Source organism: Devosia sp. LC5 (assembly GCF_000735585.1).
In the GTDB taxonomy this organism is placed as follows: Bacteria; Pseudomonadota; Alphaproteobacteria; order Rhizobiales; family Devosiaceae; genus Devosia.
In genome coordinates, this window is the sequence record NZ_JNNO01000003.1 from 109,866 (window position 1) to 135,200 (window position 25,335).

A 25,335-nucleotide genomic window follows, 5' to 3' on the forward strand; every position below is an offset into this window, starting at 1 on the left:
GCGCTCATCCGCCCTGAGGACTCTTCCCTTTTGTCCATCCACGGTGTCATTCCCGCGAAAGCGGGAACCTCTGTTTTTCGAAGCCAAGAAAGCAAACAGAGGTCCCCGCCTTCGCGGGGATGACATTGTGGTTTGGCCATGAAGTTCGGTCCACGCGGAAGAGCGGCCTCAGCCCTCAAGTCCCGGATGCTGGGGTTTGCGGCGATCGGGGAAGAGGGGGATGACGTTGTCGGTGGAGCGGCGGGTTGGTACCGGGCGGGGCACGACGGTGGCGATGCGGTTGCGCCGGTCGGGGCCACGATAGCCGCCCAGGATGCCTACGACGCTGCGATTGCGCAGGCGCGATTGCACGCGTTGCAACAAATGGCGCGGCGACATCGGCTTGATGATGACTTCGTCAATGCCGGCGCTGATGGCCTGGTGGCGCATGGGTGGGGTGATGGTGCGGGTCAGCGCGATGACGGGCACGTCGCGGGACACCAAGGCGGTGTTGAGCCGGATGGCCTCGACCATTTCATAGGCCGGGCGGCCTTCGCGGTCGAAATCGCAGACCAGGATATCGACCGGCGCCAGATGCATATAGGCGAGCAGAGCTGCCTCACTGTCGAATTGGCGGACCTTGAGGCGCGTGTCGCCGGCGACGACCATGCCCAGCAGCGAGGAGAGCGCAGTATTCGCAGCGATGATGGCGACGACTTTTACCGGCTCGGTCACGCAGTAAACCCCAAAGTTAACAATCCGTTAACATGCGGCAACGTGGAACGGTAGGGGCCGGTTCCAAAATGGGATAATTCGTAGGGGGAAATCCACAGGCATGAAAAAGCCCGCCGGCGCGGTGCGCGGGCGGGCTTTGGCTGCGAAGAGCCTTACTTGGCTTCTTCGAACATCAGCTCGACATGTTCCCAATTGACCAGGTTGTCGAACCAGGCCTCGAGATATTTCGGGCGGGCATTGCGGTAGTCGATGTAATAGGAGTGCTCCCACACATCGACGCCCAGCAGCGGGTGGCCACCATGGACCAGCGGGCTTTCGCCATTCGGGGTCTTGGTGACTTCGAGCTTGCCGTTCTTCAGCGCCAGCCATGCCCAGCCGGAGCCGAACTGGGTGGTGCCGGCGGCGATGAAATCGGCGCGGAACTTGTCAAAGCCGCCCAGGTCTTCGTCGATCTTGGCTGCGAGAGCGCCCGGCAGCTTGTTGCCGCCGCCATTGGGCTTCATCCAGTTCCAGAAATGCACGTGGTTGTAATGCTGGCCGGCATTGTTGAACAGGCCGGCATTCTTGCCATAGGCCTCCTTGACGATGTCCTCGAGCGGCAGGATTTCGAGACCCGAGCCTTCAAGCAGCTTTTCACCATTGGTGACATAGGCCTGATGGTGCTTGTCGTGGTGGAACTCAAGCGTTTCGGCCGACATGTAGGGGCCCAGTGCATCATAGGCATAGGGCAGGGGCGGCAGAGTAAACTTGGTGGACATGAAGGCCTCCGTTTTCTTTTGAGGGATTAGACGCTGAGGTAGGTTCGCGAGTTGTATAAGCCGATTATGACGCCACAACAATCAGTTGGCAGGGAAACTGCCTTCCAATCCAACCGCGTTCAGCGCAAAAGCATAGCACTCGGCGGTTTCCTTGAGACGGTCGAAGCGACCAGAAGCGCCGCCATGACCGGCGCCCATATTGGTCTTGAGGTATAATGGGGCATTGCCCGTCTTGGTTGCGCGCAGCTTCGCCACCCATTTGGCGGGCTCCCAATAAGTGACCCGCGGATCAGTCAGGCCCGCCAGTGCAAAAATCGGCGGATAGTCGTGGGCGGCGACCTGTTCATAGGGCGCATAGGCGGCGATGCGGGCGTAATCGGCCGCCGAAGCCAGCGGATTGCCCCATTCGGGCCATTCGGGCGGGGTGAGCGGCAGGGTTTCGTCGAGCATGGTATTGAGCACATCGACAAACGGCACCTGAGCGAGAATGCCGCCCCACAGATCTGGCCGCAGGTTTGCAATGGCACCCATCAGCATGCCGCCGGCCGAACCGCCCTGGGCGACGATGCGGCCCTTGGAAGTATAGCCCTTTTCGATCAGCATTTCGGCCGAGGCGATGAAATCGGTGAAGGTATTGGTCTTGTTTTCGCGGCGGCCGCCGACATACCAGCGATAACCCTTTTCCATGCCGCCGCGGATGTGGGCGGTGGCGTGGATAAAGCCGCGATCGACTAGCGACAGCGCCGAAATCGAGAAGGATGACGGCATGGACATGCCATAGGCGCCATAGCCGTAGAGCAAGGCGGGGGCCGAGCCATCGAGCCTGGTGCCCTTGCGATAGAGCACGGTAACCGGCACCTGCTCGCCATCGGGCGCCGTGGCGAAGAGGCGGCGGGTTTCGTAATCATCTGGGTTATGGCCGGAGGGCACTTCCTGCTCCTTGAGCAGGGTACGGGTGCCGGTTTCCAGATCCACATCGAAGGTGCGCGACGGCGTGGTGGGCGAGGCATAGGTGAGGCGGAACACCGAAGTGTCGAATTCGTAGCCGACCGACATGCCTAGCGAATAGGCCTCCTCGTCGAATTTGACGGTCTCTTCCTTGTCGCTGCGCAGGTCGCGCACGACGATGCGCGGCAGGCCTTCGTGGCGCTCGAGGCGCAGCAAATGGTTCTTGATCACGATCGTGTCGAGGATCAGCACACCCTGTTCATGGGGGATGAGATCGGTCCAGTTCTCGGCGCCGGGATTGTCGACGGGCGCGATGGCGACCTTGAAGTCTTCGGCACCAGCGGCATTGGTACGGATGTACAGCAGGCCATCGCGCTCTTCGAGATCATATTCCCGGTCAGTGAGGCGCGGGGCGACGAGGCGTGGTTCCCCGCCCAGTTCGGCGTCGATCAGCCAGCATTCGCTGGTCTGGTGATCATGGGCATCGATGACGATGAACTTGTCCGACTGCGTGCGGCCGACGCCGACGAAAAAGCCGGGGTCTTTTTCCTCGAAGATGATCGGGTCATTGGCCTGGTCGGTGCCGATTGTGTGGAGGCGCACGCGGTAGGGGCGGTGGTTGTCGTCATATTCGGTGTAGTAGAGCGCGCTGGAATCATTGGTCCAGACATAGGAGCCTGCGGTTTCCTTGATGATCTCGGCGCTGTCCACCCCGGTATCGAGATCGCGGATGACGATGTCATAATATTCCGAACCAGCGCGGTCGGCAGCCCACGCGAGATAGCGGTGCGAGTGATCATGCTCGGCGCCGGCAAAACCGAAATAGCCGTCCCCGGCTTCCACACTGCAATCGAGCAGAATGGTTTCTTCGCCGCCATCGCGGGGCGTGCGCACGATCAGCGGATATTGCTTGCCCTCGAGCATGCGCGAATTATAGGCGAAGGGGCCGTCAGGGGAGGCCATGCCGCTGTCATCTTCTTTGATGCGGCCGCGGATTTCCTTGTAGATCACCTCCTGCAGCGCGGCGGTCGGCTTGCCGAATTCGCTCTCGTAGAAGCTGTTTTCAGCGTCCAGGTAGGCGCGGATTTCGGAGTCCAGCGTCTCGGGCTTCTGCATCACTTCCTGCCAGTTGAGCGCCCGCAGCCAGTGATAGGGGTCGTCGCGGCGATCATTGTGATGGGTCACCAAGTGGGGCTTCTTGGCGGCGACGGGCGGCGTGATCTTGGTCATTGGCAGGTCCGATTGGAAGGCGGGCGGAGACTAATGAATTGTGACGCTGGCGGGTAGGGGGAGATGTAGGGGTGATTGCGGCGATTGCGAGGGGCCCCGCTTTCCCCAGAAGTCGGAGTCCGGTGAACCGGTTTAGCTTGTGGGGCCCGACTCATTCGTTAAGGTCTGGCTGGGCATTGCCAAAGATAGAATCGTGCGGAGGGCCGGGGCTTGGAATTGAACGCGGGCATAGCGCTGGTGGCGATAGCGCCATTTATTGCAGCCCTGCTGGCGCCGCTGGTGCAACGCTTTTCTGCTCCCCTTGCCGGCTGGCTGCTTGCTTTGGTGCCTGCTGCCATTTTCGTGTTTTTGCTGCAATTCATCGGGCCGGTTGCTGATGGGCAAATCGTCGCGACGGCAATCGACTGGGTGCCCGCCTACGGGCTCAAGCTGTCGTTTCTGATCGATGGGCTGAGCCTGACCTTTGCGCTGACCATTTCGGGTGTCGGTGCGCTGATCGTGCTATATGCGCCGGCCTATCTGAAGGGCCACCCGCATCTGGGGCGGTTCATGGGGTTCATGCTGGCCTTTATGGGGGCCATGCTGGGGCTGGTGCTGGCCGATAGCATGCTGGCTTTGTTTGCCTTTTGGGAGCTGACCTCGGTCACCTCGTTCCTATTGATCGGCTTCGATCACAGCCGGCAGGCGGCGCGGCGGGCGGCAATCCAGGCGCTGGTGATCACCAATGTTGGCGGCATGGCGCTGCTGGTCGGCGCCATTCTGGTGCGGCAGCTTTCGGGCAGCTGGGAAATCTCGGCGCTGGGGAGCCTGGCGGGTGAGCCGCTTTATGGGCTCGTACTGGCCTGTTTCCTCATTGCCGCCTTCACCAAATCGGCGCAGGTGCCGTTCCATTTCTGGCTGCCCAATGCCATGGAGGCGCCAACCCCGGTGTCGGCGTTCCTGCATTCAGCGACCATGGTGCAGGCCGGCGTCTATCTGCTGGCGCGATTGTCGCCTTCGCTGGGCGGGACCGCGGCGTGGAGCGGGATCCTGCTGGTGTTTGGCGGGGCGACGCTGCTTTGGGGGGCTCTGGGGGCACTGCGCCAGACCGATCTCAAGCAGATGCTGGCGCAAACCACGATCGCGTCGCTGGGGCTATTGGTGATGCTGATCGGGCTGGGCAGCGAGACCGCGACGGCAGCGGTGATCGTCTATTTCGTGGCGCATGCTTTCTATAAGGCGGCACTCTTCATGGTGGTGGGCGCTATCGACCATGAGACCGGCACGCGCGACATCACCGCGCTTGGCGGGCTGGCCGATCGGATGCCGCTGACCTTTATCGGCGCGGCTTTGGCGGCGCTTTCCATGTTCGGCCTGCCATTTACTCTGGGCTTTTTCGCCAAGGAGGAAATGTATGCCGGGCTGAGCGACGGGCCGTGGCAGGATATTTTCGCGCTTGCCGTGCTGGTGGCGGGCAATGCGCTTTTGGGTGCGGTGGGCTTGCTGGTGGCGATCAAGCCGTTCCTTGGGGCGGAAGTGACGACGCCCAAATCGGCGCATGAAGCCCCGATTGCCATGCTGGCCGGGCCGCTGGTGTTGGGCGCGGCTGGAATTGTCGCGGCGGTGATGACTGACTGGTTGGCTCATTCGGTGCTGGAGCCGGGGGCGTCGGCGATCATGGGCGCACCCGTGCCGAGCCATCTGACGTTGATGATCAACCCGGCGAGCATTGCGCTATGGCTGTCGGTTCTGACCTGGGGCTTGGCCGTGTTGGCCTATCAGCAAGCGGCGACGATCCGCACGCTGCTGCGGCGGGTCGGTAGCCTGTTGTGGACGGCGGATCAGGTGTTTGACGCGGTCATGTTCGGCCTGATCCGCTTTGCCGGGGCCGTGACGCGGGCGCTGCATCATGGACGGCTCGAGCTCTATCTGGTGACGGTGTTTGCCATGCTGGCGCTGGCTCTGGTCCTGCCGCTGCTGGCGCTTGGTGGCATTGATGCGTTGTTGCCGCTCTCCGATCTGGGGGATTGGTCGGCGCGGCTGGCCTGGCCCGATCTGCAACTCTATGAATGGGCGGTAGCACTGCTGGCAGTCGTCGGGCTCGTAGCGGTGCTGGTGGCGGACAATCGGCTGGTGGCCATTGTCTCCCTGGGTATTCAGGGGACGGCGGTGGCGCTGATCTTCCTGCTATTCGGGGCGCCCGATCTGGCCTTTACCCAATTCATGGTCGAGGTGCTCTCGGTGGTGATTCTGGCGCTGGTGATGACGAGGCTGCGCCTCGACGAGCGCGATCACCGGCCGTTTGAGGATTTGCTGCGGGACGGCACTTTGGCGCTGGTCTGCGGGGCCGGTGTATCTCTGGCGCTGATGGTAGTGCTGTCAGGTACACTCGACACCAAGCTGAGCGATTTCTTCACCGCGACCAGCGTGCCCGTCGCGCATGGCGCCAATATCGTCAATGTGATCCTGGTCGACTATCGCGGCTTTGATACGCTGGGCGAAATCTCGGTGGTGATGGGAGCGGGCATCGCCATCCTGGCGCTATTGCGGCGCAAGAAAGCTGCGCCGGCCAAGCCCTCGCGGGCGCAGAAGGCGACATCATGAGCACGATAATTTTTCGCACCATTGCACCGCTCATAGTGGCGATCATGCTGATGTTCTCGGTCTATGTCTGCCTGCGCGGCCACAACGAGCCGGGCGGTGGCTTTATCGGCGGGTTGATCGCGGCCTCCGCCCTGGCAATCTGGGGCATGGCGGCGGGCGTCGAGACCGCGCGCAAGGCGCTGTGGGTCGATCCGTTGGCGCTGGCGGGGGCAGGGGTATTCGCGGCGGCCCTGTCGGGGCTGGCCTCGGTTTTTACCGGCTCGCCCTTCATGACCAGCATCTGGCTCTACCTCGATCTGGGGGAGACAAGCGTGCCGCTTTCGACGCCGATGATCTTTGACATCGGGGTCTATTTCGTGGTGCTCGGCACCATCACCTCGATCGCGCTAGCCCTGCAAAGCGGGGAGGAAAGCTGATGGATTATGCGCTTGCCGTTCTCGTTGGCCTGTTCATCGCGCTGGGCGTCTACCTGTTGCTGTCGCGCTCGATCATCCGCATGCTGCTGGGCGTGACGATTTTCGGCAATGGCGTGAACCTGCTGATCTTCACTGCTGGGCGGCTGACGCGGGAAGTGGCGCCCATCGTGCCGGCAGGGCTCGATCAACCAGCCGGGCCGATTGCCAATCCGCTGCCACAGGCGCTGATCCTGACCGCCATCGTTATCGGCTTTGCCATGTTCAGCTTTTTGCTGGTGCTGGCCTATCGCGCCTATCAGGAACTCGATGCGGACAATACCGACACGATGCGGCTGGCCGAACCCGAAGACGCGCCGCGTCCGCCGCTGAGTTATTGAGATGGACCATTTGGCACTCCCCACCGCAATGATAGAGACGCCGACGGTTCTGGCCGACTGGGTTATCGTGCTGCCGCTGGTGCTGGCGCTGCTGGGCGCAGCATTGCTGCTGATGCTGCGGCAGATCCGGCATGTGCCGGCGCTGATTGCGGGACTGGTGGTCATCGCCATCATCGCCTGCGAGGTGGCGCTGCTGCAGCGCATCGCGGTCGAGGGGCCGCTGAGCATGACCATGGGCAAATGGCTGCCGCCCTTCGGTATCAGCTTCACCGCCGATATTTTCGGCGCCGGTTTTGCGCTGGCGGCGGCTTTGGTGACGCTGATTGTCATCATCTATGCCGAGGGTGAGCGCGGGCCTGATGAGCGCGGTGACGGCTTTCACGCGCTGGTACTGCTGCTTTTGGCCGGGGTGACCGGGGCGTTCCTGACCGGCGATCTGTTCAATCTCTATGTCTGGTTCGAGGTGATGCTGATCGCCTCGTTCGGGTTGATCGTCACCGGCGGGCGGCCATTGCAACTCGATGGTGCAGTGAAATATGGCTTCCTCAATTTCCTCGCCACCACGCTGTTCCTGCTGTCGCTGGGGCTGATCTATGGGCTGCTCGGCACGCTCAACATGGCCGATATTATCGGCAAGGCGACAACCGCCAATCCGGCGGCGCTGACCGGCATTGCGGCGCTGCTGCTGCTGGCCTTTGGCATGAAGGCGGCGGCGTTTCCGCTCAATGCCTGGTTGCCTGCCTCCTATCACACACCGCCTGCGGTAATTTCCGCGCTGTTTGCCGGCCTGCTCACCAAGGTGGGCGTCTATGCGCTGCTGCGGGCGCTGGTGCAGCTGTTGCCAGCGAGCCGGGACATTCTGGAGCCGGCTTTGCTGCTGGTCGCCATCGCAACGCTGCTGATTGCCCCGCTCGGAGCGATTGCCGAAACCAATCTGCGCCGCGCCATCGGCTTCCTGGTGATCGGCGGCATCGGGGCGGTGCTGGCGGGTATCGCGCTGCCCTCTGAAGGCGGCGTGGCCGGGGCGGCGCTCTATGTGTTCCACGCCATCCTCACCATGACCGCGCTGTATCTTGTTGCCGGGCTGATCGAGCGGCGCACGGGGCAGCGCGATACGCGGCTCATGGGCGGGCTTTATGCCGCCAGCACGCCGCTTTCGGTGTTGTTTTTGGTGCTGGTGCTGGCGACGGCGGGCGTGCCGCCCTTCCTCGGTTTCTGGCCGAAACTGCTGCTACTCGATGCCGGGTTGCAGCAGGCACTGGCGGGGGACTGGGCCGATGGCGTACTGGTGCTGGCGCTGCTGGCCAATGCAGTGCTGACGCTGATTGCCGGCTCGCGGCTATGGGCGCATGTCTTCTGGCGCTCGGGCGCCGAGGGAGCATCCGAGCATGAGACGATAACCTTGCGCACGCCCGGCGCGCGTGAACAATGGTTCGGCCTGGGTGCGAGCGTCGTACTCACGGCGCTGATCGTGCTGGCCGGGCTGTGGCCCAACCTGTTATTTGAAGGCGCGCGCACCGGGGCCGCAGATCTGGTCGATCCGGCGCGCTATATCGCGGCGGTCGGCCTGGCGGAGGCGACGCCATGAGCCCGGCAGCAATCGTCATCGTGCTGGCACTGGGCTGGGCAGCCATTACCGGCAATTTCTCGGGGCTGAACCTGCTCTTTGGTGCAGCCATCGGAGCAATTGCAGTCCTGCTGTTGCGCCGTGCCTTCGCGCCGCCTCGCGCCCTGCGCAAATTGCGGCGAATCAGCTCGCTGGCCCTGCTGTTTGTCTATGAGCTGATGCTGAGCGCCATTCGCGTGGCCATTATCGTGGTGACACCGGACCTCAAATCAGCGCTGCGGCCGGCCATTGTCGCGGTGCCGCTAACGGTCAAATCGGATGCCGAAATCACCCTCCTGGCCAATCTGATCACGCTGACGCCGGGCACGCTGAGCATAGATGTGTCCGAAGATCGTGGCGTGCTTTATGTGCATGCACTGACGCTGTCGACGCGCGAAGCGCTGATCGCCGATATCGCCAAGGGCTTTGAGATCAAGGTCAAGGAGGTATTTGAATGAGCGCGACCGTGCTCTCCGTGGTGACCATGATTGCCCTGGTCATCCTCGCCCTGGCGCTGCTGCTGTCGGTGGTGCGGGTGATCATCGGGCCAAGCCTGCCCGATCGCGTGCTGGCGCTCGACCTGCTCACCGTGTCGGCCATGGGCTTTGTCGGCACTATCGCGATCCGCACCGGCCGTGCGCTTTATCTCGATATCGCCATTGCCCTGGCGCTTTTGGGCTTTCTGGCCACGGTGGGTTTTGCCCGTTACATACTGTCGCGCCAGCGGCCGCTCAGCGGCTCCGGCGGGGAGGGCCATCCATGACGGACGCGCTGATCTATCTGGGCTGCGCTGCATTGCTGGCAGGCGCAATATTCACGCTGCTGGCGGCCATCGGCGTGTTAAGGCTGCCCGACCTCTATATGCGCATGCACGCGGCGTCCAAGGCGGGTGCGGTGGGCGGCGGATTGATTTTGCTTGCCGTGGCATTGGTTTGCTTTGATGCGGCGGTGGCGTTGCGCGCAATAATTGGCGTGGGCTTCTTGTTGTTGACTACGCCGGTGTCGGCCCACCTGCTGGCGCGGGCAAGTCATTATGCCGGCTATCGTGCAGACGAATTGATGGAAATCGACGAGCTCAAGTCTAAAAGTGGCCAAAGTTTGATGTGATCATTTTACACCATTGTTACAGTAGCAATGTTGTGGACGTTGGGTTGCGTGTGGCAATAAACGGCACTAGAAATGAACGATGGTGGTGACCTAGCTTGTTGCTGCCCAATAAAAATAATGAAAGGTTGAACTATGAGCGACAATACCGGAACGGCGGCCGGTTTTGAGAGCGATCTGATCGAACTCAGTACCGAGATCGTCTCTGCCTATGTAAGTCATAATGCTGTGAGCCCAACCGATCTGCCCAAGCTGATCGCCGAAGTTCACGGCGCCCTGCGTGCCCTTCAGAACAACGAAGTTCCTGTTGCAATTGAAGAGCTTAAGCCTGCTGTACCCGTTCGTAAATCCGTTGCGGCCGATTACATCATCTGCCTGGAAGATGGTAAGAAGTTCAAGTCTTTGAAGCGCCATCTTCGCACCCACTACAATCTCTCGCCGGAAGAATACCGCGAGAAGTGGGGCCTGCCGGCCGACTACCCGATGGTTGCTCCGAATTACTCGGCAACCCGCTCGAAGTTGGCCAAGGATAACGGCCTGGGCCGCAAGGCTGCTTAAGCAGTCACGGCGATTCGCCCATGTCCTCGGCAACAGGACAGTGGCGAAACGCAAATGTTTCAGCGGCCGCTCACGCAGCGTGTGGCCGCAGGAATTGGTTTTGACGGTAGCCGTCGGAGCCGTTGAGGTTCCGACCTCAGACGGGGTCTGAATCTGGCCTGAGGCCAGGCGGATTCCGGGACGAACGCTGAAGAAAAAGGGTCGCGCATGTGATGCGCGGCCCTTTTTGCGCTTTGGGGCTCAGCGCCAGGGCCGGGCGGTACCTGCCGAACAAATGCATGACATTGTGGGCGAACGGCATTGTGCATCTGGGTGGCGACCGCCCTTGCTTGCCAGGCGGTATAAATTGGTATTAGCGTGTCTAGATTGGTATTGTCTGGACCCATCCATTGCGGGGCGGACGCAGCTGGCAGCGAGCGCGTATGACCGATTTGCTTGTGAACCTCTATTCCCGACGCCTTGGTGAGCTTGCCGGGCGCGTTGGTGATGTCGAGGCCAGCATTCGCGTCGCTCTGCCGCCTGAGCAGCATATCGTCACCGACTGGGTGCGTGCCAATTTCAGCGCCTATTGGGCCAGTGAAGTCGCGGTCGCCATGGGGCACCAGCCGCCGGGCTGCCTGATTGCCATTGTGGATGGTGCGTTGGCGGGCTTTGCCTGTTACGACGCGACGGCGCGCGGGTTTTTCGGGCCGACCGGTGTGCATGAAACCATGCGCGGCAAGAAGCTCGGCTTGGCGCTGCTCTATCACGGCCTTATCGCGATGAAGGGGCAGGGCTATGCCTACGCGATCATTGGCTCGGCGGGGCCGGTGGATTTTTACGCCAATGCGGTGGGCGCCGTGCCGATCGTGGCGGACAAGGACGACATTTATCAGGGCCTGTTGCGGGTCAAACCCGTGGCTGGCCTGACATAGCTATGGAAAGCACTTGATGGCCAGCACACCGCTCGCTCTTTTCGTCGGCATGCCGGGACTGGAACTATCCGCCGACGAGATCGCGTTTTTCCGCGAAACCAATCCCTACGGGCTGTTCCTGTTCCGGCGCAATCTGGACAATCCCGAACAGGCCAAGCGGCTGACGGCGCAGTTTCGCGAGGCGGTGGGCCGGGACGACGCGGCCGTCTTCATCGACCAGGAAGGCGGGCGCGTGCAGCGGCTCGACAATGGGCGCTGGCCCTCGTTCCGCAGCTTCGGTTCCTTTGGCGCGCTGGCGCAGAAGGATTTCGAGCTGGCCAAAAGGGCGCTGCGGCTATCGAGCCAGGCCATGGGCGCGATGATGGCGGAGCTCAATATCGATAGCGGCTGCACGCCGGTGGTCGATATGGCGCTCAAGGGCATGCATGAAGTGATCGGGCAGCGCGCCTTTGGCGCCGATACCGAGATGATCGCCGCGCTGGGGCGCGAAGTGATCGCCGGCATGCTCGAAACCGGGGAAATCCCCGTGATGAAACATATTCCCGGCTATGGGCGGGTGACTGTCGATCCGCATTTCACCTGTCCGGTGGTCGACGCCTCGCTTGAAGACCTGATGGCGACCGATTTTGTGCCCTTCATCCGGCTCAAGGACACGCCCTGGGCCATGGTGGCGCATCTGATCTTTACGGCTTTCGATGCCGAGCGGCCGGCTTCGGTGTCGCCCATTATCTGCGAGCTGATCCGCAATCAGCTCGATTATGACGGGGTGCTGATCACCGATTGCCTGAGCATGGAGGCGCTGAGCGGCACCTGGCCGGAGCGGGTGACCCGGGCGCTGGACGCCGGATATGACATTGCGTTGCACAGCCAGGGCGACCTGGCCGCGAGCCAGGCTGCGGCGCGCGCCGCACGGCCGCTGAGCGAGGCCAGTCTGAAGCGAATTGCTGCCGCCAATGCCAAGCGGAGGAAATTGCGGGTCGACGTGCGGGCGCTGCATGCGGAAGTCGAGGAGATTTTTGCACAGAACGGTATCGCCTAGCTGCTCGTGGGGCTTGCCGCCCAAGTGTTTCGCTTGCTGGCGCGGGCTCCGCTCCAATAGACTTCGTCCTGTGGCCTGGGCCGCATCATCCAGGGATAGATAAATGAGTTTCTTGCTGCGGCGCCTCGCTTTCTACCTCGCCGCTTTCATTGCGGCGGCGACCATCAATTTCTTCCTGCCGCGGGTGATGCCGGGCGATCCGATCCAGATGATGTTCGCCAGCGCCGGCTCGGAGCTGTCGCTGGAAAATCTCAACGCGCTCAAGCTCACCTTCGGCTTCATCGAAGCCCCGCTCTGGCAGCAATACCTGACCTATTTGCAAAGCGTGTTTACCGGCGACCTGGGCGTGTCGATCAAGTATTTCCCGCTGCCGGTTACCGAATTGCTGGCGCGCGCGCTGGTCTGGACTGTGGGGCTGATGGGGCTGGCAACCATTCTGAGCTTTACCTGCGGCACGCTGCTGGGCGCGCTGGCGGCGTGGCGGCGCGGCACGAGACTCGACACAATCATCTCGATGAGCGCGATCTTTTCGAGCTCGGTTCCCGCCGTGGTCATCTCGCTCGTCATGCTGTTCATCTTCGGCTACCAGCTGGGCTGGTTTCCCAGCGGCTATGCGGCCGACCCCATGCTTGATCCGGCTTTTTCGGCTCAATATATCGGCAGCGTCATCCGCCATGGCACGCTGCCCATGCTGACCCTGTTCATCGTGCTGGTCGGCGGTTTTGCCGTGACCATGCGCAACAACATGATCAACCTTTTGGGCGAAGATTATATCGTCATGGGCCGCGCCAAGGGGCTGGGCGAGGGCCGGGTGATGCTGTGGTATGCGGCGCGCAATGCGCTGCTGCCCACCTTCAGTGCGCTGGCCATTGCCATCGGCACGGTGCTGGGCGGTTCACTGGTGACCGAGGTGGTGTTCAACTATCCGGGGCTCGGCAATGTGCTCTATCAGGCGATCCTGGCGCGGGACTATCCGGTGATCCAGGGGCAATTGCTGATCATGACCGGCGCCATGCTGGTTTCCAATTTCATCGTCGATCTGAGCTATGTGCTGCTCGATCCGCGCCTGAGGAAGGCCTGAGCCATGCAGCAACTCGTCTCGGGCCTGCTCCGTAATCGCAAGGCCGTGATTGGCGCGGTCATTCTGCTGCTGATCATCGTCGCGGCCTTTGCCGCGCCGCTGCTAAGCCAATATTCGCCCACGGCGCGGGTGGGCCGGCCGCATCAGCCGCCGTCACTTGAACATTGGCTGGGCACGACCCGCGTGGGCCGCGATGTATTCACCCAACTGATCTACGGGGCGCGGACGTCGTTGGCGGTGGGCTTTGGCGCCGGGTTGATGATCACGCTCATCGGCACCATGCTGGGCATTATCGCCGGCTACAAAGGCGGGGTGATCGACGAGGTCATCAACTTCTTCACCAATATGGTGCTGGTCGTGCCAAACCTGCCGCTGCTGCTGGTGCTGGCCGCCTTTATCGGGCAGGCGAGCCCGCTGGTGATTGCCGTCATTCTGGGGCTGACATCGTGGGCCTGGGGTGTGCGGGTGACCCGGGCGGAAACGTTGTCTATCCGGCAGAAGGATTTCATCAAATCGGCGGAGATGCTGGGAGAGCCCTCCTGGCGCATCATGGCGTTCGAGATTTTTCCCAATCTCATTTCCATCGTGGGGATTAATTTCATCGGCAGCGTCATCTTCGCGGTGATCACCGAGGCGACGCTCGAATTTCTGGGACTGGGCGATCCCAATACCGTCTCCTGGGGGATCATGCTCTACAATGCGCAAAACGCCTCGGCCCTGTCGGTTGGGGCGTGGTGGGACCTGCTCTCGCCCTGTATTGCGCTGGCGCTGCTGGGGCTGAGCCTGGCGCTGATCAACTTTGCCATCGATGAAATCGCCAATCCCCGGCTGCGCACGGGCGGGCGGCTTGGGCGCTGGGCGGCCCTGGTGCAGGCCGGGGAGGGGCGGCTATGAGCGTGCCCGTCCTGTCGGTCAAAAACCTCTCCATCGACTATATCGGCGACGAGACGGACTTTCGTGCCGTTGATGATGTGAGCTTCGATATCGGCCCGGGCGAGTTCTTCGGGCTGGCCGGGGAATCGGGCTGCGGCAAGAGCACCATCGCCTTTGCCATCAGCCGGCTGCATCGCCCGCCGGCGCTGATCCGTTCGGGCGAGATCCTGCTGCAGGGCCGCAATGTGCTCGATCTCGACACCGAGCAATTGCGCAAGTTCCGCTGGAGCCAAGTGGCCATGGTGTTTCAAAGCGCCATGAATTCGCTCAATCCGGTGCTGACAATCGAGACGCAATTCTATGATGTGCTGCACACCCATCTCGGCATGAACCGGGCGCAGGCGCGGGAGCGGGCAGCCGAGCTGCTCAAACTGGTCGATATCTCGGTCGATCGGCTCAAATCTTATCCGCATCAATGCTCGGGCGGCATGCGGCAGCGCATCGTTATTGCCATATGCCTAGCGCTCAATCCCAAGCTGCTGATCATGGATGAGCCGACGACTGCGCTCGATGTGGTGGTGCAGCGTGAAATCCTGCAGCGCATCGACACGCTGCGGGGGGAACTCGGATTTTCCGTATTGTTCATCACCCATGATCTGGGGCTGATGGTGCAGGTGTGTGACCGGATCGGCGTGATGCTGGAAGGCAAGCTGGTCGAGGTCAATGCGGCGCATGACATCTATACCGCCCCCCAGCATGACTATACCCGCAAGCTCTGGGCCTCGATGCCCCGGCTGCATGGCGAGCAGATCAGGCAGGGCGCCCAATAATGATCGACCAAAATCCCGTCCTTGCGCTCGACAATGTCTCCAAGGTGTTCGGCAAGGGCGCCACACCCGTCTACGCCGCCCGCTCGGTATCCTTTGCCCTTCGGGCCGGCCGCACGCTGGCGCTGGTGGGTGAATCGGGCAGCGGCAAGACCACATGCGCGCGGCTGATCATGCGCGAATATCAACCCGATGAGGGGCAATTGCTGTTCCGGGGCGCGCCGGTGAGCCATTCGATGGCCGCCTATCGCCGGGCGGTACAGATGATCTTTCAAGACCCGTTTTCGGCGCTCAACCCGGCGCACACGGTTCACTATCATCTGGAGCGGCCCTTGCGGCTGCACCAGAAGGGGCTGGGTGCGGCGCAGCGCAAGGCGGCGATTGAGGAATTGCTGGAGCGGGTCAAGCTCGATCCGGCCCTTATGGCGGCCAAGTTTCCCCATGAACTCTCGGGCGGTCAACGCCAGCGCATCAGCATTGCGCGGGCTCTGGCGGTGGGGCCGGAGGTCATCGTGGCCGATGAGCCGACCTCCATGCTGGACGTGTCGGTGCGGCTGGGCATTCTGAACCTGCTCAACGAGATGAAGCGCTCGCTGGGGTTGGCGCTGCTCTACATCACCCACGATATCGCGACGGCCCGCTACGTGGCCGAGGACATTATCGTGATGTATGCCGGCCAGATCGTGGAATGGGGGCCGACGGAAAGCGTGCTGAATAATCCCCAGCATGCCTATACTCGGCTGTTGCTATCGGCGGTGCCGGACCCGGATGTGAGGTTCGCCCAGTCGCAGTACAATGCTGAAATGGCCGATGTAGAAAATATCCGGCGATTATCGGCGGTGCCGCAGCCGGTGATCAGCGAGGTTGGGCCGGGGCATTTTATTCGGCCGATTGCGGGGTAGGGGCGCACGACCTGCACTATGGCATCGCATACGATTTAGCGGCTCTTTCGTCCCCTCTCCCCTGAGGGGCGAGGTTGAGCCGTGTCTCTTTCCAAATCGTGACTCTCGTTACCCTCCCTCCGGGGAGGCCGGCCGGTGCGCCCACGCTAAGCTCGTCCATACGCCCACTTATTCGACTTATCCCCGGCTGGCTTTCTGCGTTGCAATGTGTAGGAATAAATTCCTTGATTGCAATGGAGGCCAAGGGTGCATCCTACTTATCAACCAATCGCGGCGGCGGCACAAGGTCAGCCTGGCGGTGGTCAGGCTTGGGCTTGCGATGACGTCGCGGCCTTGGTGGCGCGCGAAAATAATGTGCCCATGCGGTTGCTTATGCATGCGTCGCGCTGCCGGGCCTCGGCAGCGCGGGCGCGGCAGCTGGCCATGTATCTGGCTCATGTCATGCTGGGGCGCAGCCTGAGCGAGGTCGGTAATGCCTTTGGGCGAGATAGGACAACAGTCTCATATGCCTGCGCACTGATCGAAGATTTGCGGGAGGACGCCGAATTCGATGCCTTCGTCACGCGGCTCGAACAAGTGATCGACGAGCAGCATGCCCAGCCTCTATGGGAGCCGCGCCATGCCGGCCATTGATCAGAGCGACGACGCGGTGTTGGCCCGGCTGGCGGCGAGCAAGGAGGCCGACGGCACTCCGTTTCTGGCGCCGCATCACGTGGCGGCGGCCAATCGGCTGGCCAAGCTGGTAGAGCGGTCGCGGCTGAGCCCGCGCGTCACCATGAGTTATGACGCCAGCCGGATTGGCCGCGGCGGCGGCAATGGTGTGGGCGACGCTTCAGATTCGGCGGCGGATGCGCGCCAGCGGCTCAATAAGCTGGCGACACTTTTGCCGGTGGATTGCTGGGGCGTGGTGTTCGATGTGTGCGGGCTCGGCAAGGGGCTGCAATTGATCGAGACCGAACGGCGCTGGCCCCGGCGGAGTGCCAAGCTGGTGCTGCGGATCGGGCTGGAGCAATTGGCGGGGATTATGGGGCTGTCGGTCCAGGCTACGGGGCTGGATGGAGGCAAGCAGACGGGGTGGCTGGGGGAGCGGTTGCCGTTGATTGCAGAGGAGAGGGTTGGCTAGCAGAGGCATCGAGCTTGCGGAGAGAACCCCTCACCCTGACCTTCCGCTGAACGCGTCAGGTCTGTCCCTCTCCCACAAGGGGCGAGGGTTGGCTCCGCGTTTAGCCCAACCACGGAGCCGCCCTTCTCCCCTTGTGGGAGAAGGTGCCCGAAGGGCGGATGAGGGGGTCAGCTCAGCGCCTTACCCTCGGCCCGAATCCGGTTGACCATGGCGACCAGGCCGTTGGAGCGCTGGGTGGTAAGGTGTTCGCGCAGGCCCAGCTTGTCGAACAGGGTGATTGCGTCGGTTGCGGCAATGTCCTGGGCGGGGCGGCCGGAATAGAGGGCGAGCAATACGGCGACCAGGCCCTGCACGATCATGGCGTCGCTTTCCCCGCGATAGGTGAGGATGGTCTGGCCATCGCGCTGGGTGGTCTGAGCGGCCAGCCACACTTGCGAGACGCAGCCATGCACTTTGTTTTCCGGCGAGCGTTCCTCGTCGGTGAGCTTGGGCAGGGCCTGACCCAATTCGATGATGTAGCGATAGCGATCTTCCCAATCGTCGAGGAAAGACAGGTTTTCGGCAATGTCCTGGAAGGCTTGGGGCTCGGTCATAGGCTGTATCTAGTTCATGCCAGCCGGCATTTCCACACCCGCAGGCGCAAGAAAAAGCCGCAAGCACGGGGCAACGCGCCTGCGGCAGGAGCCAGGGTCGCTGGAGGAAACTCGCTTGGGCAAGCGAGGCAACCCTGGATTAGTGGAAGAGCGCCCTTCTGGACGCTCTTAACCGGCCCGGTCCAGCCGAGGCCTGGGGAAGGGAACCGGGCTGGCGATCGGCGTCTCATGCATGGTTGTGCCGATCGCGGAACCGGATTGCATGGCGGCCGACAACACGGCTTTGCCGCCAAGGCATTGCAGAGTGTCGCATTCAATGTTCTGGACCTGCTCGGCGACCACCTTTGTGCCAGCGGCCACAGCCCGGCTGGACAGGCTATTGGCGGCATCGGCGAAATCGACGCCGGGCTTGATCACCATATATGCCAGGGTCAGCCAGAAGATGGATCGAACCAGTAACATTGCCACGTATTCCGTATTTGCTGGCGGGCTATTGCTGCCCACGCCACCAAAGCTAGCGTGCAGTCTTTAAACTGTGCTGGGACATTTCGATAAAATTTGAATCAAATTGGGTGCCCTCGAATAAGATGGGCAACGCCTTGTTTACGCTATTCCTCAAAACCCGCCTTTCCTCGTTCCGGCGCCTCCCCGAAGGCGGCGCGCTTAAGGCCGTCTTAGCTCTTGAGCGCGCAGGTTGGGGGCAACAAGACCTGAACCCATTCAGGCAGATAAGACGCGTTTCATGTCTTGTCCCGGTATGCCCCGGCGGCGTCATAGTGTGAGTAAAACTGTATGCGTAGCCTGTTCTCTTTCGGCGAAAGCAAAGAGATGAGACTGGCCGTTGCCGACTCCGGGCATCGGCCCGAAGTGCTGCGCCGCAAGACGCTGGCCAATAATGCACGCCTGGCGATTGCGATGTCCGGCCTGCTCATGCCCTTCGCGATCTATGCCCTGGTGACCGGCACGTTGCTCCCCTTCGCGCTGGCAGCCATGGGCCTTGCCGGCGGCATGCTGACGCTGTCGTTGCATCAGCGCCAGCTGTTCGACGAAGCAGCCGCCGGGCAGGTCGTCACCATCATGGCCATGGGGCTGCTGCTGACCCTTGCCGATCCGCGTTTTGGCGATGTTGGCATCGGCGTCGCCTCGATGGGGCCGATTCTGGCCTCGCTCGTCGCCCGCCATCCGCTGCGGCGCCAGGCCTGGTGGCTATTGGCGGCCATTGTCGGGCTTGGGGCGATAGCGTCGCTGTTTGGCGTATCACCCATTCCGGTTCCCAATGCCGTGCTGGCACCCACTTCGGTGCTGGCATTCCTGGGTTGCGTGGGCATTGTCGGGCACTCGGCCAACCGCATCAACGCGGCCTATGAAGTCTATGACAAGGCGCAGGTGACCGCCTATCGGCACCTGATCGAGCATGTGCAGGATGCGGTGATCCGTTTTTCCGGCACCGGCGAAGTGCTGCTGGCGTCGCGCTCGTCCGAGCAGCTGTTCGGCTGCCGCCGCTATGAGCTGACCGGCGCGGGCCTGGGCGAGCGGGTGCATGTGCTCGATCGCCCCGCCTATCTCAGTGCTTTTGCCGATGCCAATCTGGCCGGCCGCACCCGCGTGCTTGAGCTGCGCATGCGCCAGGATGATCCGGCGGGCGCGACCAAGCTGCCGCGCTTCATCTGGGTCGAGATCAGTTTTTCGCCCGTGCTCGAATCAAAGGGCGATGGTTCGCGCTTTGAAGTCGTGGCGCTCTATCGCGATGTTACCGGCCGCAAGGACGGCGAGGTCGCCATGGCCGAAGCGCGCCGGGTTGCCGAGGAATCCTCGGATGCCAAATCGCGGTTCCTCGCCACCATCGGGCACGAATTGCGCACCCCGCTCAATGCGGTGGTCGGCTTCTCCGAAATGATGACCTCGGGCATTGGCGGGGAATTGTCCCCAACCCATCGCGAATATGCCGGGCTGATCCACCAGAGCGGCAAGCACTTGCTTGAAGTGGTGCGCATGCTGCTCGACATGTCCAAGATCGAAGCGGGTAAATTCGAGCTGCAGGCCGAACCCTTCAATGTCGAAGGCATAATTGAACCCTGCTTCAGCATGGTCGAACAATTGGCCAGGGAACGCCAGGTGACGCTGGCCGCCGAGATCGGCAAGGGCCTGCCCATGCTGGTGGCGGACGAGCGCGCCTGCCGGCAGATCGTGCTCAACCTGCTCTCCAACGCCATCAAGTTCAGCAATCGCGGCGGTACGGTCACCGTGTCGCTCAAGCGCCAGGGGCAGAGCCTCAACCTGTCGGTGAGCGACAAGGGCATCGGCATGGCGCCCGAATCGCTGCAGCGTATCGGTGAACCATTTTTCCAGGCACAGGACGGGCTGTCGCGCCAATATGAGGGCACGGGGCTGGGGCTTTCCATCGTCAAGGGCCTGGTGGACTTGCATGACGGCACATTGCGGGCCATGTCTGAGATTGGCGCGGGGACAACCGTCACTGTTTTGCTGCCCATAAACGGTCCAGCAATAAAGACGGAGGAAACTGCGATCGTGACAACCCTCCATAAAGAGCCGCCCGCCGCTCCCATCAGTTCATGGCACGACGAAAAAAGAAAAGCGCAATGACGGCAACGACACTCTCCCGCCTGCCACTGCTGGCGGGCAGCGCCGTTGCGACCTATCTGGGTCGCGCGGGCCTTTGGACCTTCTCGCGCTATATGCGTGCCCCGCTCGCCTCCACCGGTCTATTGGCCATGGTGACGATGACCGCGCTTGCCGCCAGCAACGCCCTCTATTTCCAGACGGCGCGGCACCCCGCGCCGCTGTTCACGCCCTCGCTCGGGGTGGCCGAAATCGTGCCCACGCCGGTGGACGCACCGGCCGATGCGCCCACGATCGCCCCGACGCCGATGCAGCAAAGCGTTGTGGCAACGCCGGTGACCAATGAGACGACGGGCAGCGTCACTCCGGTTACCCAGCCAATTCCTGACGCGCCGGTGGGCAACAAGGAGGCCTTCCAGGTGCAGAAGAAGCTGACCGAACTGGGTCTCTTCGATGGCGTCGTGGACGGCTATTACGGCCCGCGCACCGCGCAGGCGATCCGCGCCTTTGAAGAGCGCAATGGCATGGTGCCAACCGGCGCCATGAGCCGCGAAGTGGTGGATGCCATTTTGCGCGCTGATGCTGCGGGCATGGTGCCGGTGCAGCGCCAGGCCGTCACTGCTCCAGCACCCCAACCGGTGATGCCGCCCGCGCCCGTGCAGCAAGTGGCGGTGCAACAGGCTCCGGTCCCGGTGCAGCCTGTCGCGCCGCCTGATCGCGTCGTTGCCCAATTGCCGCCGCTGTCCCCTATCGATGATGCGGTCGACACGGTGGGCAATGCTGCCGCGCAGACCATCGATTCCATCGTCGCGGCCGTCGATGGCCGTCCAGCCGGCGCTTCGGGGCAGCCTATTCCAGCCCTGCCGATGATGCCGGTCAGCCAGCCCATGCCGGCGCCGGTGCAGGTGGCTTCGCTTGAGCCCATGGCCGCCCCCCGGCCGGTCACGGCTGTTGTGCAGCCGCAGGCGGCGCCCGCACAGGCGACCGCGCCCCTGCAGCCGGCCAATGACACTCAGCTGATCAGCCAGATCCAGCGCGGCCTGGCGAGCCTGGGCTTTTATCATGCCCCTATCGATGGCAAGCCGGGCGAGTCGACAGCCAAGGCGATCCGCGAGTTCGAGAACTTTCACAGCTATCGGGTGACCGGGCAGGTGAACCCCGATCTCGTCGGACTGCTGCGGGACGCCGGCGCGACCATCTGATGGCTGCGCTGCGCAGCGATCTCTGGTGCAGCGCCTTTGTGCGCCGCCATAATGATCTGGGCAATATGTGCGTCGTGTCCCGGCGGGGTGATCCCATTGCCGGGCAGGTGTTTATCGAGGTGGACCATCTCGATGGGACGGTAAGCCTGTTCACCCCCGCGCCCATGGCTGGCCGCGAAGGCAATGAAGCGGCCCTGGTGTTCCAGCGCCGCTTTCGCCGTGTCGAGCCCGCCAAGGTGCTCGAGCGCATTCAGCAGGAAATCAAGTTCGATCCGGACCTGTGGGTGCTCAGCCTCGATCTGCGGGGCGAGGACCCGGGGATCGAGCTGGGTGCGGCATCGAAAATCTAGCCGGCGCGCCGCAGGCCGATGCGAGCCAGGGCTTCGATAGCCTGGTCGACCACCGGGTTATGCGTGGCAGCCGGCGTGCGGCGGCTGGTCTCGCTGAAGGGCTTGTATTCGGGCTTGTTGAGCTCGAGCAGGTTCACCTCGCCGCGCCAGGCGCTCATCAGATAGGCCATGGATTCGGGCGTGACATTGCCGAACAGCGTGGCGAAATCGGCCAGCGCCTGCGAGCGCTCGCTATCGTGGCTGGTGGCGTGGATCAATACCTTGAGCCCATCATAGGCCGAGCAGCCGAAGGCGCGCAGGATGACGAAGAGCGAGGCTCCGGTAACGTCATGAGCGATCTGGCCGCAGCGCACTTCATCAAGCCCGGTGATCTGGCTGAGCAGGCGCGTGACCTCGGGGCGGCGGTTCTCGGAGAACAGTTTCATCAGCGCCTTGGTCAGATCGGCGCTGGCGACGGTGAGCTGTTCGATGGTCTTGCTGATCGGGGCGATCGGCGTGCCGCGATGGGCGAAGGCCTGGATGACCTTGATCCGGTCGCTGTCGGATAAATCGAAAAAGGCCGGGGCCAATAGAGCCGCGTCGAAATCGCTGCGTTTGGCCAGCGATTCGGCGACAATGTGATCCATCTGGGCGGAGCGGGCGAGGGCGCTGAGATAGGCGCCGCGCGGCTGGATGGCGGGGTTGGCGGCGAGCGCCCGATAGACTTTGCGCGAGTTCAGTTGGAACAGCTTGGCCAGCACGACATTGGACAGGTCCGAGCGGGTGGCAAGGATTGCGGCGGCGGGGATATCTTCGCGGGCAATGACGTCGAGCATCGTCTGGTCGGACAGCGCGGTGGCCGATTGCAGGAAGCTGTTGAGGTCTTCCCCGATATTTTCCACCACCAGGCGCTCCAGCATAGGCGAGAGCATTTCGGCGCGTCCCAGAATGGCGGCGCCCTTGGCGCGGGCCTGAGGGGCGGCGGTGGGGAACAGGCGGCCGGCCAGTGCCTCAAACTGTTCCATTTCGGGAGGAGTGGGCTTGCCGCGGCGGGTATAGGCGTCGCAGGCCGCGATCAGCAGGGTGTTGGTCCGGTCGATGCCACCGGTCTCGATGAGCAACTGAAATGTTTCATAGGGCTGAAAGCCAAGCATATCCGGGACCATCGACTCGCGTTCGCATCACATTCGATGCACGGCCACTTTTGCGGCGAATTCGTTAGCGGACTGTTAACCTTGACGATCTCTTAATGCGCAGGCGTGAAAAGATTCACGCGGAGACGGACAGAGCGAGCGGCGTCGCCTGTCCGATGGTCGTTTTGAGGCTGCCTCCGGTAGGGACGGAGGGGCAAACTGGCTGGAGGCCGGCTTGGGTAAGCTCGTCAAATTCAATCTGCGTGAAACGGCGCCGAAAACCGCAACGAGGCTGAGCGGTGGCGCGCAGATCTTCATCTTTACCGGAGTGCGTTACGAGCGGGGGACAAATGCCGTGCCGAGCAAGCGGCTTGCCCCCTCGCGGCCGAAGCGTAAGCGTGGCTGACATTTTCGGGGTGGCGCTGCGGGCTGCTGGCTCGATCGCGCTTGCCGGACTGCTGGTGGCTTGCACCGGCGGCGCGCGGCCGGTGGGTGATTTCGGCCGGGCGGCGCCGAGTTTTACCCATGACACGGCGATGCCGGCGGTCGGCGGGTGGCTGGCGCGGCAGCGCAAGGAGCCCTATTCGGATTTCAACCAGACCGACCAGGAAGACGAGATGCATAATCGCGTCTGGCGGTTCCTGATCGCGGCGCATGCCAAGGACTGGTTCTACGACATTGCGGTCGAGTGGCAGCGCACGCGCATTCTGCCCGAGGTGGACCGCAATTTTTCGGTGGACCGCTATTACAATTGGCTGAAGACCACCCGGTATGAATCCTCGCGTGTGCGCTATGCGACCGTGGGGCGGCATATTGCGGCCGATCTCGATACGGTGCCGGGCACGTTCAAATCGATCTGCGAGGTGGTCGAGGTGGATCGGCAGCGGGCGATTGCGCTGGCGAACCTGAGCGGGCTGGGACCGGACGAGGCGCGCAATGTGGCCAATCGCAAGGCCGAGAACGATATTCACATCGCCTGGTTCGTGCGGGCGCTGAATTATCGCTACCAGTCGTACAATTATGCGCTGGATCATCTGCTGGTGGAAACGCCGCATGAGCAATCGCTGGCGGTGGACGAAGCGCTGCGGCGCATGTCGGGCTTTGTCGACCGGGCCAATCGGCGCGATTTCTGCGGCGATGGCGGGGCGGGTATGCGGCGTAGTGATGTTGTCATACCGTCACGTTACGAGACCCAGGTGATCGACCGGGAAATCGTGCTGCCCAAATAGCGCGGCCTGCCAGATGGGACCTGCATGAGCGAAATGACACCAGCCCGTCAGGGCAATCCCGGCGAAGTTTTTCTGGCATTTTTGAAGCTCGGTCTGACCTCGTTCGGCGGGCCGATTGCCCATCTCGGCTATTTTCGCGATGAACTGGTTACCCGCCGCCGCTGGATCGACGAGCAGGGCTATGGCGATCTTGTAGCGCTGTGCCAGTTCCTGCCGGGGCCGGCATCGAGCCAGGTCGGCTTTGCGCTGGGGCTGTGGCGTGGCGGACCGCTCGGTGCGCTGGCGGCCTGGACGGCCTTTACCCTGCCATCGGCGATCCTGTTGGTGTTGCTCGCCCTGGGGGCGGGCGCGCTGGAAGGGCCGGTGGCGCAGGGTGTGCTGCATGGGCTCAAGATCGTCGCGGTTGCCGTGGTGGCGCAGGCGGTGTGGGGCATGGCGCGGAGCCTGGCGCCGGACCGGCAGCGTTCGGCCATTGCGGTGATGGCTTTGGCTTTGACCATGCTGGTCGCGGGTTCGGCCGGGCAGGTGGCGGCGATTGGGCTGGGCATTCTGGCGGGGCTGGCGTGGTGTCGGGGCGAAGTGGTGGCGACGCATGCGACGGCCTCGTTTGGCATCAGCAAACGGTTTGGCGCGGCGATGCTGGTGCTGTTTGCAGTGTTGCTGATTGGGTTGCCGTTGCTGGCCAATGTGGCGGGCTCGCAGGGGCTCAATCTGTTCGATGCCTTTTATCGCGCCGGATCGCTGGTGTTTGGCGGCGGGCATGTGGTGCTGCCGCTGCTCGATGCTGAAGTGGTCGGCAAGGGCTGGGTGAGCGGGGATCAGTTTCTGGTGGGCTATGGCGCGGCGCAGGCTGTGCCGGGGCCGCTGTTTACGTTTGCTGCGTTTCTGGGCGCGGTGAGCGGGCCGGTGCCCAATGGGGTGCTGGGGGCGGCGATTGCGCTGGTCGCGGTTTTCCTGCCGGGGTTTTTGCTGCTGGTTGGGGCGCTTCCGTTCTGGGATGCGTTTCGGGCGCGGCCCCTGGCGCAGGCGGGCATGCGTGGGGCCAATGCGGCTGTGGTCGGGATTTTGGGAGCGGCGCTGTATGACCCGGTCTGGGTGAGCGCCATCGGGCGGCCGGTGGATGTGGTGCTGGCGGTGGCGGGATTTGTGCTGCTGATGGTGTGGAAACTGCCGCCTTGGGTGGTGGTGGTTGCACTGGCGGTGGCTGGTGGGGTGA

General features: G+C 62.7%; 28 protein-coding genes. 22 read left to right on the plus strand and 6 right to left on the minus strand.

From position 1 onward, the window contains the following. Nucleotides 1–168 precede the first annotated feature (168 nt). The 3 genes from FF80_RS02825 to FF80_RS02835 all read right to left on the minus strand — a co-directional run bounded on the left by FF80_RS02825 (nucleotide 169) and on the right by FF80_RS02835 (nucleotide 3,650). A complete protein-coding gene (locus FF80_RS02825; RefSeq protein ID WP_035097375.1) occupies nucleotides 169–714 on the minus strand; it encodes a response regulator in 546 nt (181 codons plus the stop codon). A gap of 152 nt (nucleotides 715–866) precedes the next feature. Then, nucleotides 867–1,472 (minus strand): superoxide dismutase, encoded by a 606-nt coding sequence (locus tag FF80_RS02830; protein WP_035097376.1) that lies wholly within the window; start codon nucleotides 1,470–1,472, stop codon nucleotides 867–869. A gap of 81 nt (nucleotides 1,473–1,553) precedes the next feature. Continuing rightward, entirely contained in the window at nucleotides 1,554–3,650 is a 2,097-nt protein-coding gene (locus FF80_RS02835) for a S9 family peptidase (protein WP_035097377.1), read from the minus strand. A 210-nt stretch (nucleotides 3,651–3,860) separates the two neighbouring features. On the opposite strand from FF80_RS02835, the gene mbhE reads away from it, so the two are divergent. The 16 genes from mbhE to FF80_RS02915 all read left to right on the plus strand — a co-directional run bounded on the left by mbhE (nucleotide 3,861) and on the right by FF80_RS02915 (nucleotide 17,053). Beyond that, entirely contained in the window at nucleotides 3,861–6,233 is a 2,373-nt protein-coding gene (gene mbhE, locus FF80_RS02840) for a hydrogen gas-evolving membrane-bound hydrogenase subunit E (protein WP_244445689.1), read from the plus strand. Then, complete coding sequence (locus tag FF80_RS02845) at nucleotides 6,230–6,649, plus strand: Na+/H+ antiporter subunit B (protein WP_035097378.1); 420 nt, start codon at nucleotides 6,230–6,232, stop codon at nucleotides 6,647–6,649. The genes mbhE and FF80_RS02845 overlap by 4 nt, the downstream gene beginning before the upstream one ends. After that, the gene (locus tag FF80_RS02850; protein ID WP_035097379.1) at nucleotides 6,649–7,026 is read left to right on the plus strand and encodes a Na+/H+ antiporter subunit C; all 378 of its coding nucleotides are present in this window, start codon (nucleotides 6,649–6,651) and stop codon (nucleotides 7,024–7,026) included. Before FF80_RS02845 ends, FF80_RS02850 begins: the two co-directional genes overlap by 1 nt. A 1-nt stretch (nucleotide 7,027) precedes the next feature. Next, the gene (locus FF80_RS02855) at nucleotides 7,028–8,614 is read left to right on the plus strand and encodes a proton-conducting transporter membrane subunit (protein WP_035097380.1); all 1,587 of its coding nucleotides are present in this window, start codon (nucleotides 7,028–7,030) and stop codon (nucleotides 8,612–8,614) included. Then, nucleotides 8,611–9,090, plus strand: coding sequence for a Na+/H+ antiporter subunit E (locus FF80_RS02860; protein ID WP_035097381.1), 480 nt, complete (start codon nucleotides 8,611–8,613; stop codon nucleotides 9,088–9,090). The genes FF80_RS02855 and FF80_RS02860 overlap by 4 nt, the downstream gene beginning before the upstream one ends. Further along, the gene (locus FF80_RS02865; RefSeq protein ID WP_035097382.1) at nucleotides 9,087–9,395 is read left to right on the plus strand and encodes a cation:proton antiporter; all 309 of its coding nucleotides are present in this window, start codon (nucleotides 9,087–9,089) and stop codon (nucleotides 9,393–9,395) included. Before FF80_RS02860 ends, FF80_RS02865 begins: the two co-directional genes overlap by 4 nt. After that, entirely contained in the window at nucleotides 9,392–9,739 is a 348-nt protein-coding gene (gene mnhG / locus FF80_RS02870) for a monovalent cation/H(+) antiporter subunit G (protein WP_052153102.1), read from the plus strand. Before FF80_RS02865 ends, mnhG begins: the two co-directional genes overlap by 4 nt. A gap of 132 nt (nucleotides 9,740–9,871) precedes the next feature. Beyond that, nucleotides 9,872–10,294: a MucR family transcriptional regulator gene (locus FF80_RS02875; RefSeq protein ID WP_035097383.1), complete on the plus strand. Its 423-nt coding sequence runs from the start codon at nucleotides 9,872–9,874 to the stop codon at nucleotides 10,292–10,294. Nucleotides 10,295–10,716: 422 nt separating this feature from the next. Then, nucleotides 10,717–11,208, plus strand: a complete 492-nt coding sequence (locus FF80_RS02880; RefSeq protein WP_035097384.1) for a GNAT family N-acetyltransferase — start codon at nucleotides 10,717–10,719, stop codon at nucleotides 11,206–11,208. A 16-nt stretch (nucleotides 11,209–11,224) separates the two neighbouring features. Continuing rightward, a complete protein-coding gene (locus FF80_RS02885; RefSeq protein ID WP_035097385.1) occupies nucleotides 11,225–12,247 on the plus strand; it encodes a glycoside hydrolase family 3 N-terminal domain-containing protein in 1,023 nt (340 codons plus the stop codon). Nucleotides 12,248–12,350: 103 nt separating this feature from the next. Beyond that, nucleotides 12,351–13,328 carry an ABC transporter permease gene (locus FF80_RS02890; RefSeq protein WP_035097386.1) on the plus strand — a complete coding sequence of 326 codons (978 nt, stop codon included), beginning with the start codon at nucleotides 12,351–12,353 and terminating at the stop codon, nucleotides 13,326–13,328. Between the two features lie 3 nt (nucleotides 13,329–13,331). Then, on the plus strand, nucleotides 13,332–14,222 hold the full coding sequence (locus tag FF80_RS02895; RefSeq protein ID WP_035097387.1) for an ABC transporter permease: 891 nt from the start codon (nucleotides 13,332–13,334) through the stop codon (nucleotides 14,220–14,222). Beyond that, entirely contained in the window at nucleotides 14,219–15,031 is an 813-nt protein-coding gene (locus FF80_RS02900) for an ABC transporter ATP-binding protein (RefSeq protein WP_035097389.1), read from the plus strand. Before FF80_RS02895 ends, FF80_RS02900 begins: the two co-directional genes overlap by 4 nt. Further along, nucleotides 15,031–15,930 (plus strand): ATP-binding cassette domain-containing protein, encoded by a 900-nt coding sequence (locus tag FF80_RS02905; RefSeq protein ID WP_035097390.1) that lies wholly within the window; start codon nucleotides 15,031–15,033, stop codon nucleotides 15,928–15,930. The genes FF80_RS02900 and FF80_RS02905 overlap by 1 nt, the downstream gene beginning before the upstream one ends. Nucleotides 15,931–16,176: 246 nt before the next feature. Then, nucleotides 16,177–16,563: a helix-turn-helix domain-containing protein gene (locus FF80_RS02910; RefSeq protein ID WP_348270313.1), complete on the plus strand. Its 387-nt coding sequence runs from the start codon at nucleotides 16,177–16,179 to the stop codon at nucleotides 16,561–16,563. Then, nucleotides 16,550–17,053: a DUF6456 domain-containing protein gene (locus FF80_RS02915; RefSeq protein WP_052153103.1), complete on the plus strand. Its 504-nt coding sequence runs from the start codon at nucleotides 16,550–16,552 to the stop codon at nucleotides 17,051–17,053. The genes FF80_RS02910 and FF80_RS02915 overlap by 14 nt, the downstream gene beginning before the upstream one ends. Before the next feature lie 167 nt (nucleotides 17,054–17,220). On the opposite strand, the gene FF80_RS02920 is transcribed toward FF80_RS02915, so the two are convergent. Together FF80_RS02920 and FF80_RS02925 are read right to left on the minus strand one after the other, a co-directional pair. After that, nucleotides 17,221–17,646: a SufE family protein gene (locus tag FF80_RS02920; protein ID WP_035097391.1), complete on the minus strand. Its 426-nt coding sequence runs from the start codon at nucleotides 17,644–17,646 to the stop codon at nucleotides 17,221–17,223. Between the two features lie 168 nt (nucleotides 17,647–17,814). Further along, nucleotides 17,815–18,108 (minus strand): hypothetical protein, encoded by a 294-nt coding sequence (locus tag FF80_RS02925; protein WP_035097392.1) that lies wholly within the window; start codon nucleotides 18,106–18,108, stop codon nucleotides 17,815–17,817. 366 nt (nucleotides 18,109–18,474) lie between these two features. Between FF80_RS02925 and FF80_RS20800 the strand changes: the two genes are divergently transcribed. From FF80_RS20800 to FF80_RS02940, 3 genes are read left to right on the plus strand one after another with little or no spacing between them, the layout of a single operon-like run. Next, nucleotides 18,475–20,250, plus strand: coding sequence for a PAS domain-containing sensor histidine kinase (locus FF80_RS20800; RefSeq protein ID WP_160172782.1), 1,776 nt, complete (start codon nucleotides 18,475–18,477; stop codon nucleotides 20,248–20,250). Further along, a complete protein-coding gene (locus FF80_RS02935; protein ID WP_035097393.1) occupies nucleotides 20,247–21,428 on the plus strand; it encodes a peptidoglycan-binding protein in 1,182 nt (393 codons plus the stop codon). Before FF80_RS20800 ends, FF80_RS02935 begins: the two co-directional genes overlap by 4 nt. Next, nucleotides 21,428–21,778 (plus strand): DUF1491 family protein, encoded by a 351-nt coding sequence (locus FF80_RS02940; protein WP_035097395.1) that lies wholly within the window; start codon nucleotides 21,428–21,430, stop codon nucleotides 21,776–21,778. The genes FF80_RS02935 and FF80_RS02940 overlap by 1 nt, the downstream gene beginning before the upstream one ends. Here the strand turns inward: FF80_RS02940 and FF80_RS02945 are convergent. Next, complete coding sequence (locus tag FF80_RS02945; protein WP_160172783.1) at nucleotides 21,775–22,878, minus strand: DUF2336 domain-containing protein; 1,104 nt, start codon at nucleotides 22,876–22,878, stop codon at nucleotides 21,775–21,777. The two genes, FF80_RS02940 and FF80_RS02945, sit on opposite strands and share 4 nt — an antisense overlap. Nucleotides 22,879–23,125: 247 nt before the next feature. Between FF80_RS02945 and FF80_RS21800 the strand changes: the two genes are divergently transcribed. The 3 genes from FF80_RS21800 to chrA form a co-directional block, all read left to right on the plus strand. Continuing rightward, nucleotides 23,126–23,296 (plus strand): hypothetical protein, encoded by a 171-nt coding sequence (locus tag FF80_RS21800; RefSeq protein WP_160172784.1) that lies wholly within the window; start codon nucleotides 23,126–23,128, stop codon nucleotides 23,294–23,296. Continuing rightward, the gene (locus FF80_RS02950; protein WP_035097397.1) at nucleotides 23,289–24,119 is read left to right on the plus strand and encodes a hypothetical protein; all 831 of its coding nucleotides are present in this window, start codon (nucleotides 23,289–23,291) and stop codon (nucleotides 24,117–24,119) included. Before FF80_RS21800 ends, FF80_RS02950 begins: the two co-directional genes overlap by 8 nt. Before the next feature lie 24 nt (nucleotides 24,120–24,143). Beyond that, on the plus strand, nucleotides 24,144–25,335 hold a 1,192-nt coding region (gene chrA / locus FF80_RS02955; protein WP_035097417.1), incomplete at its 3' end, for a chromate efflux transporter.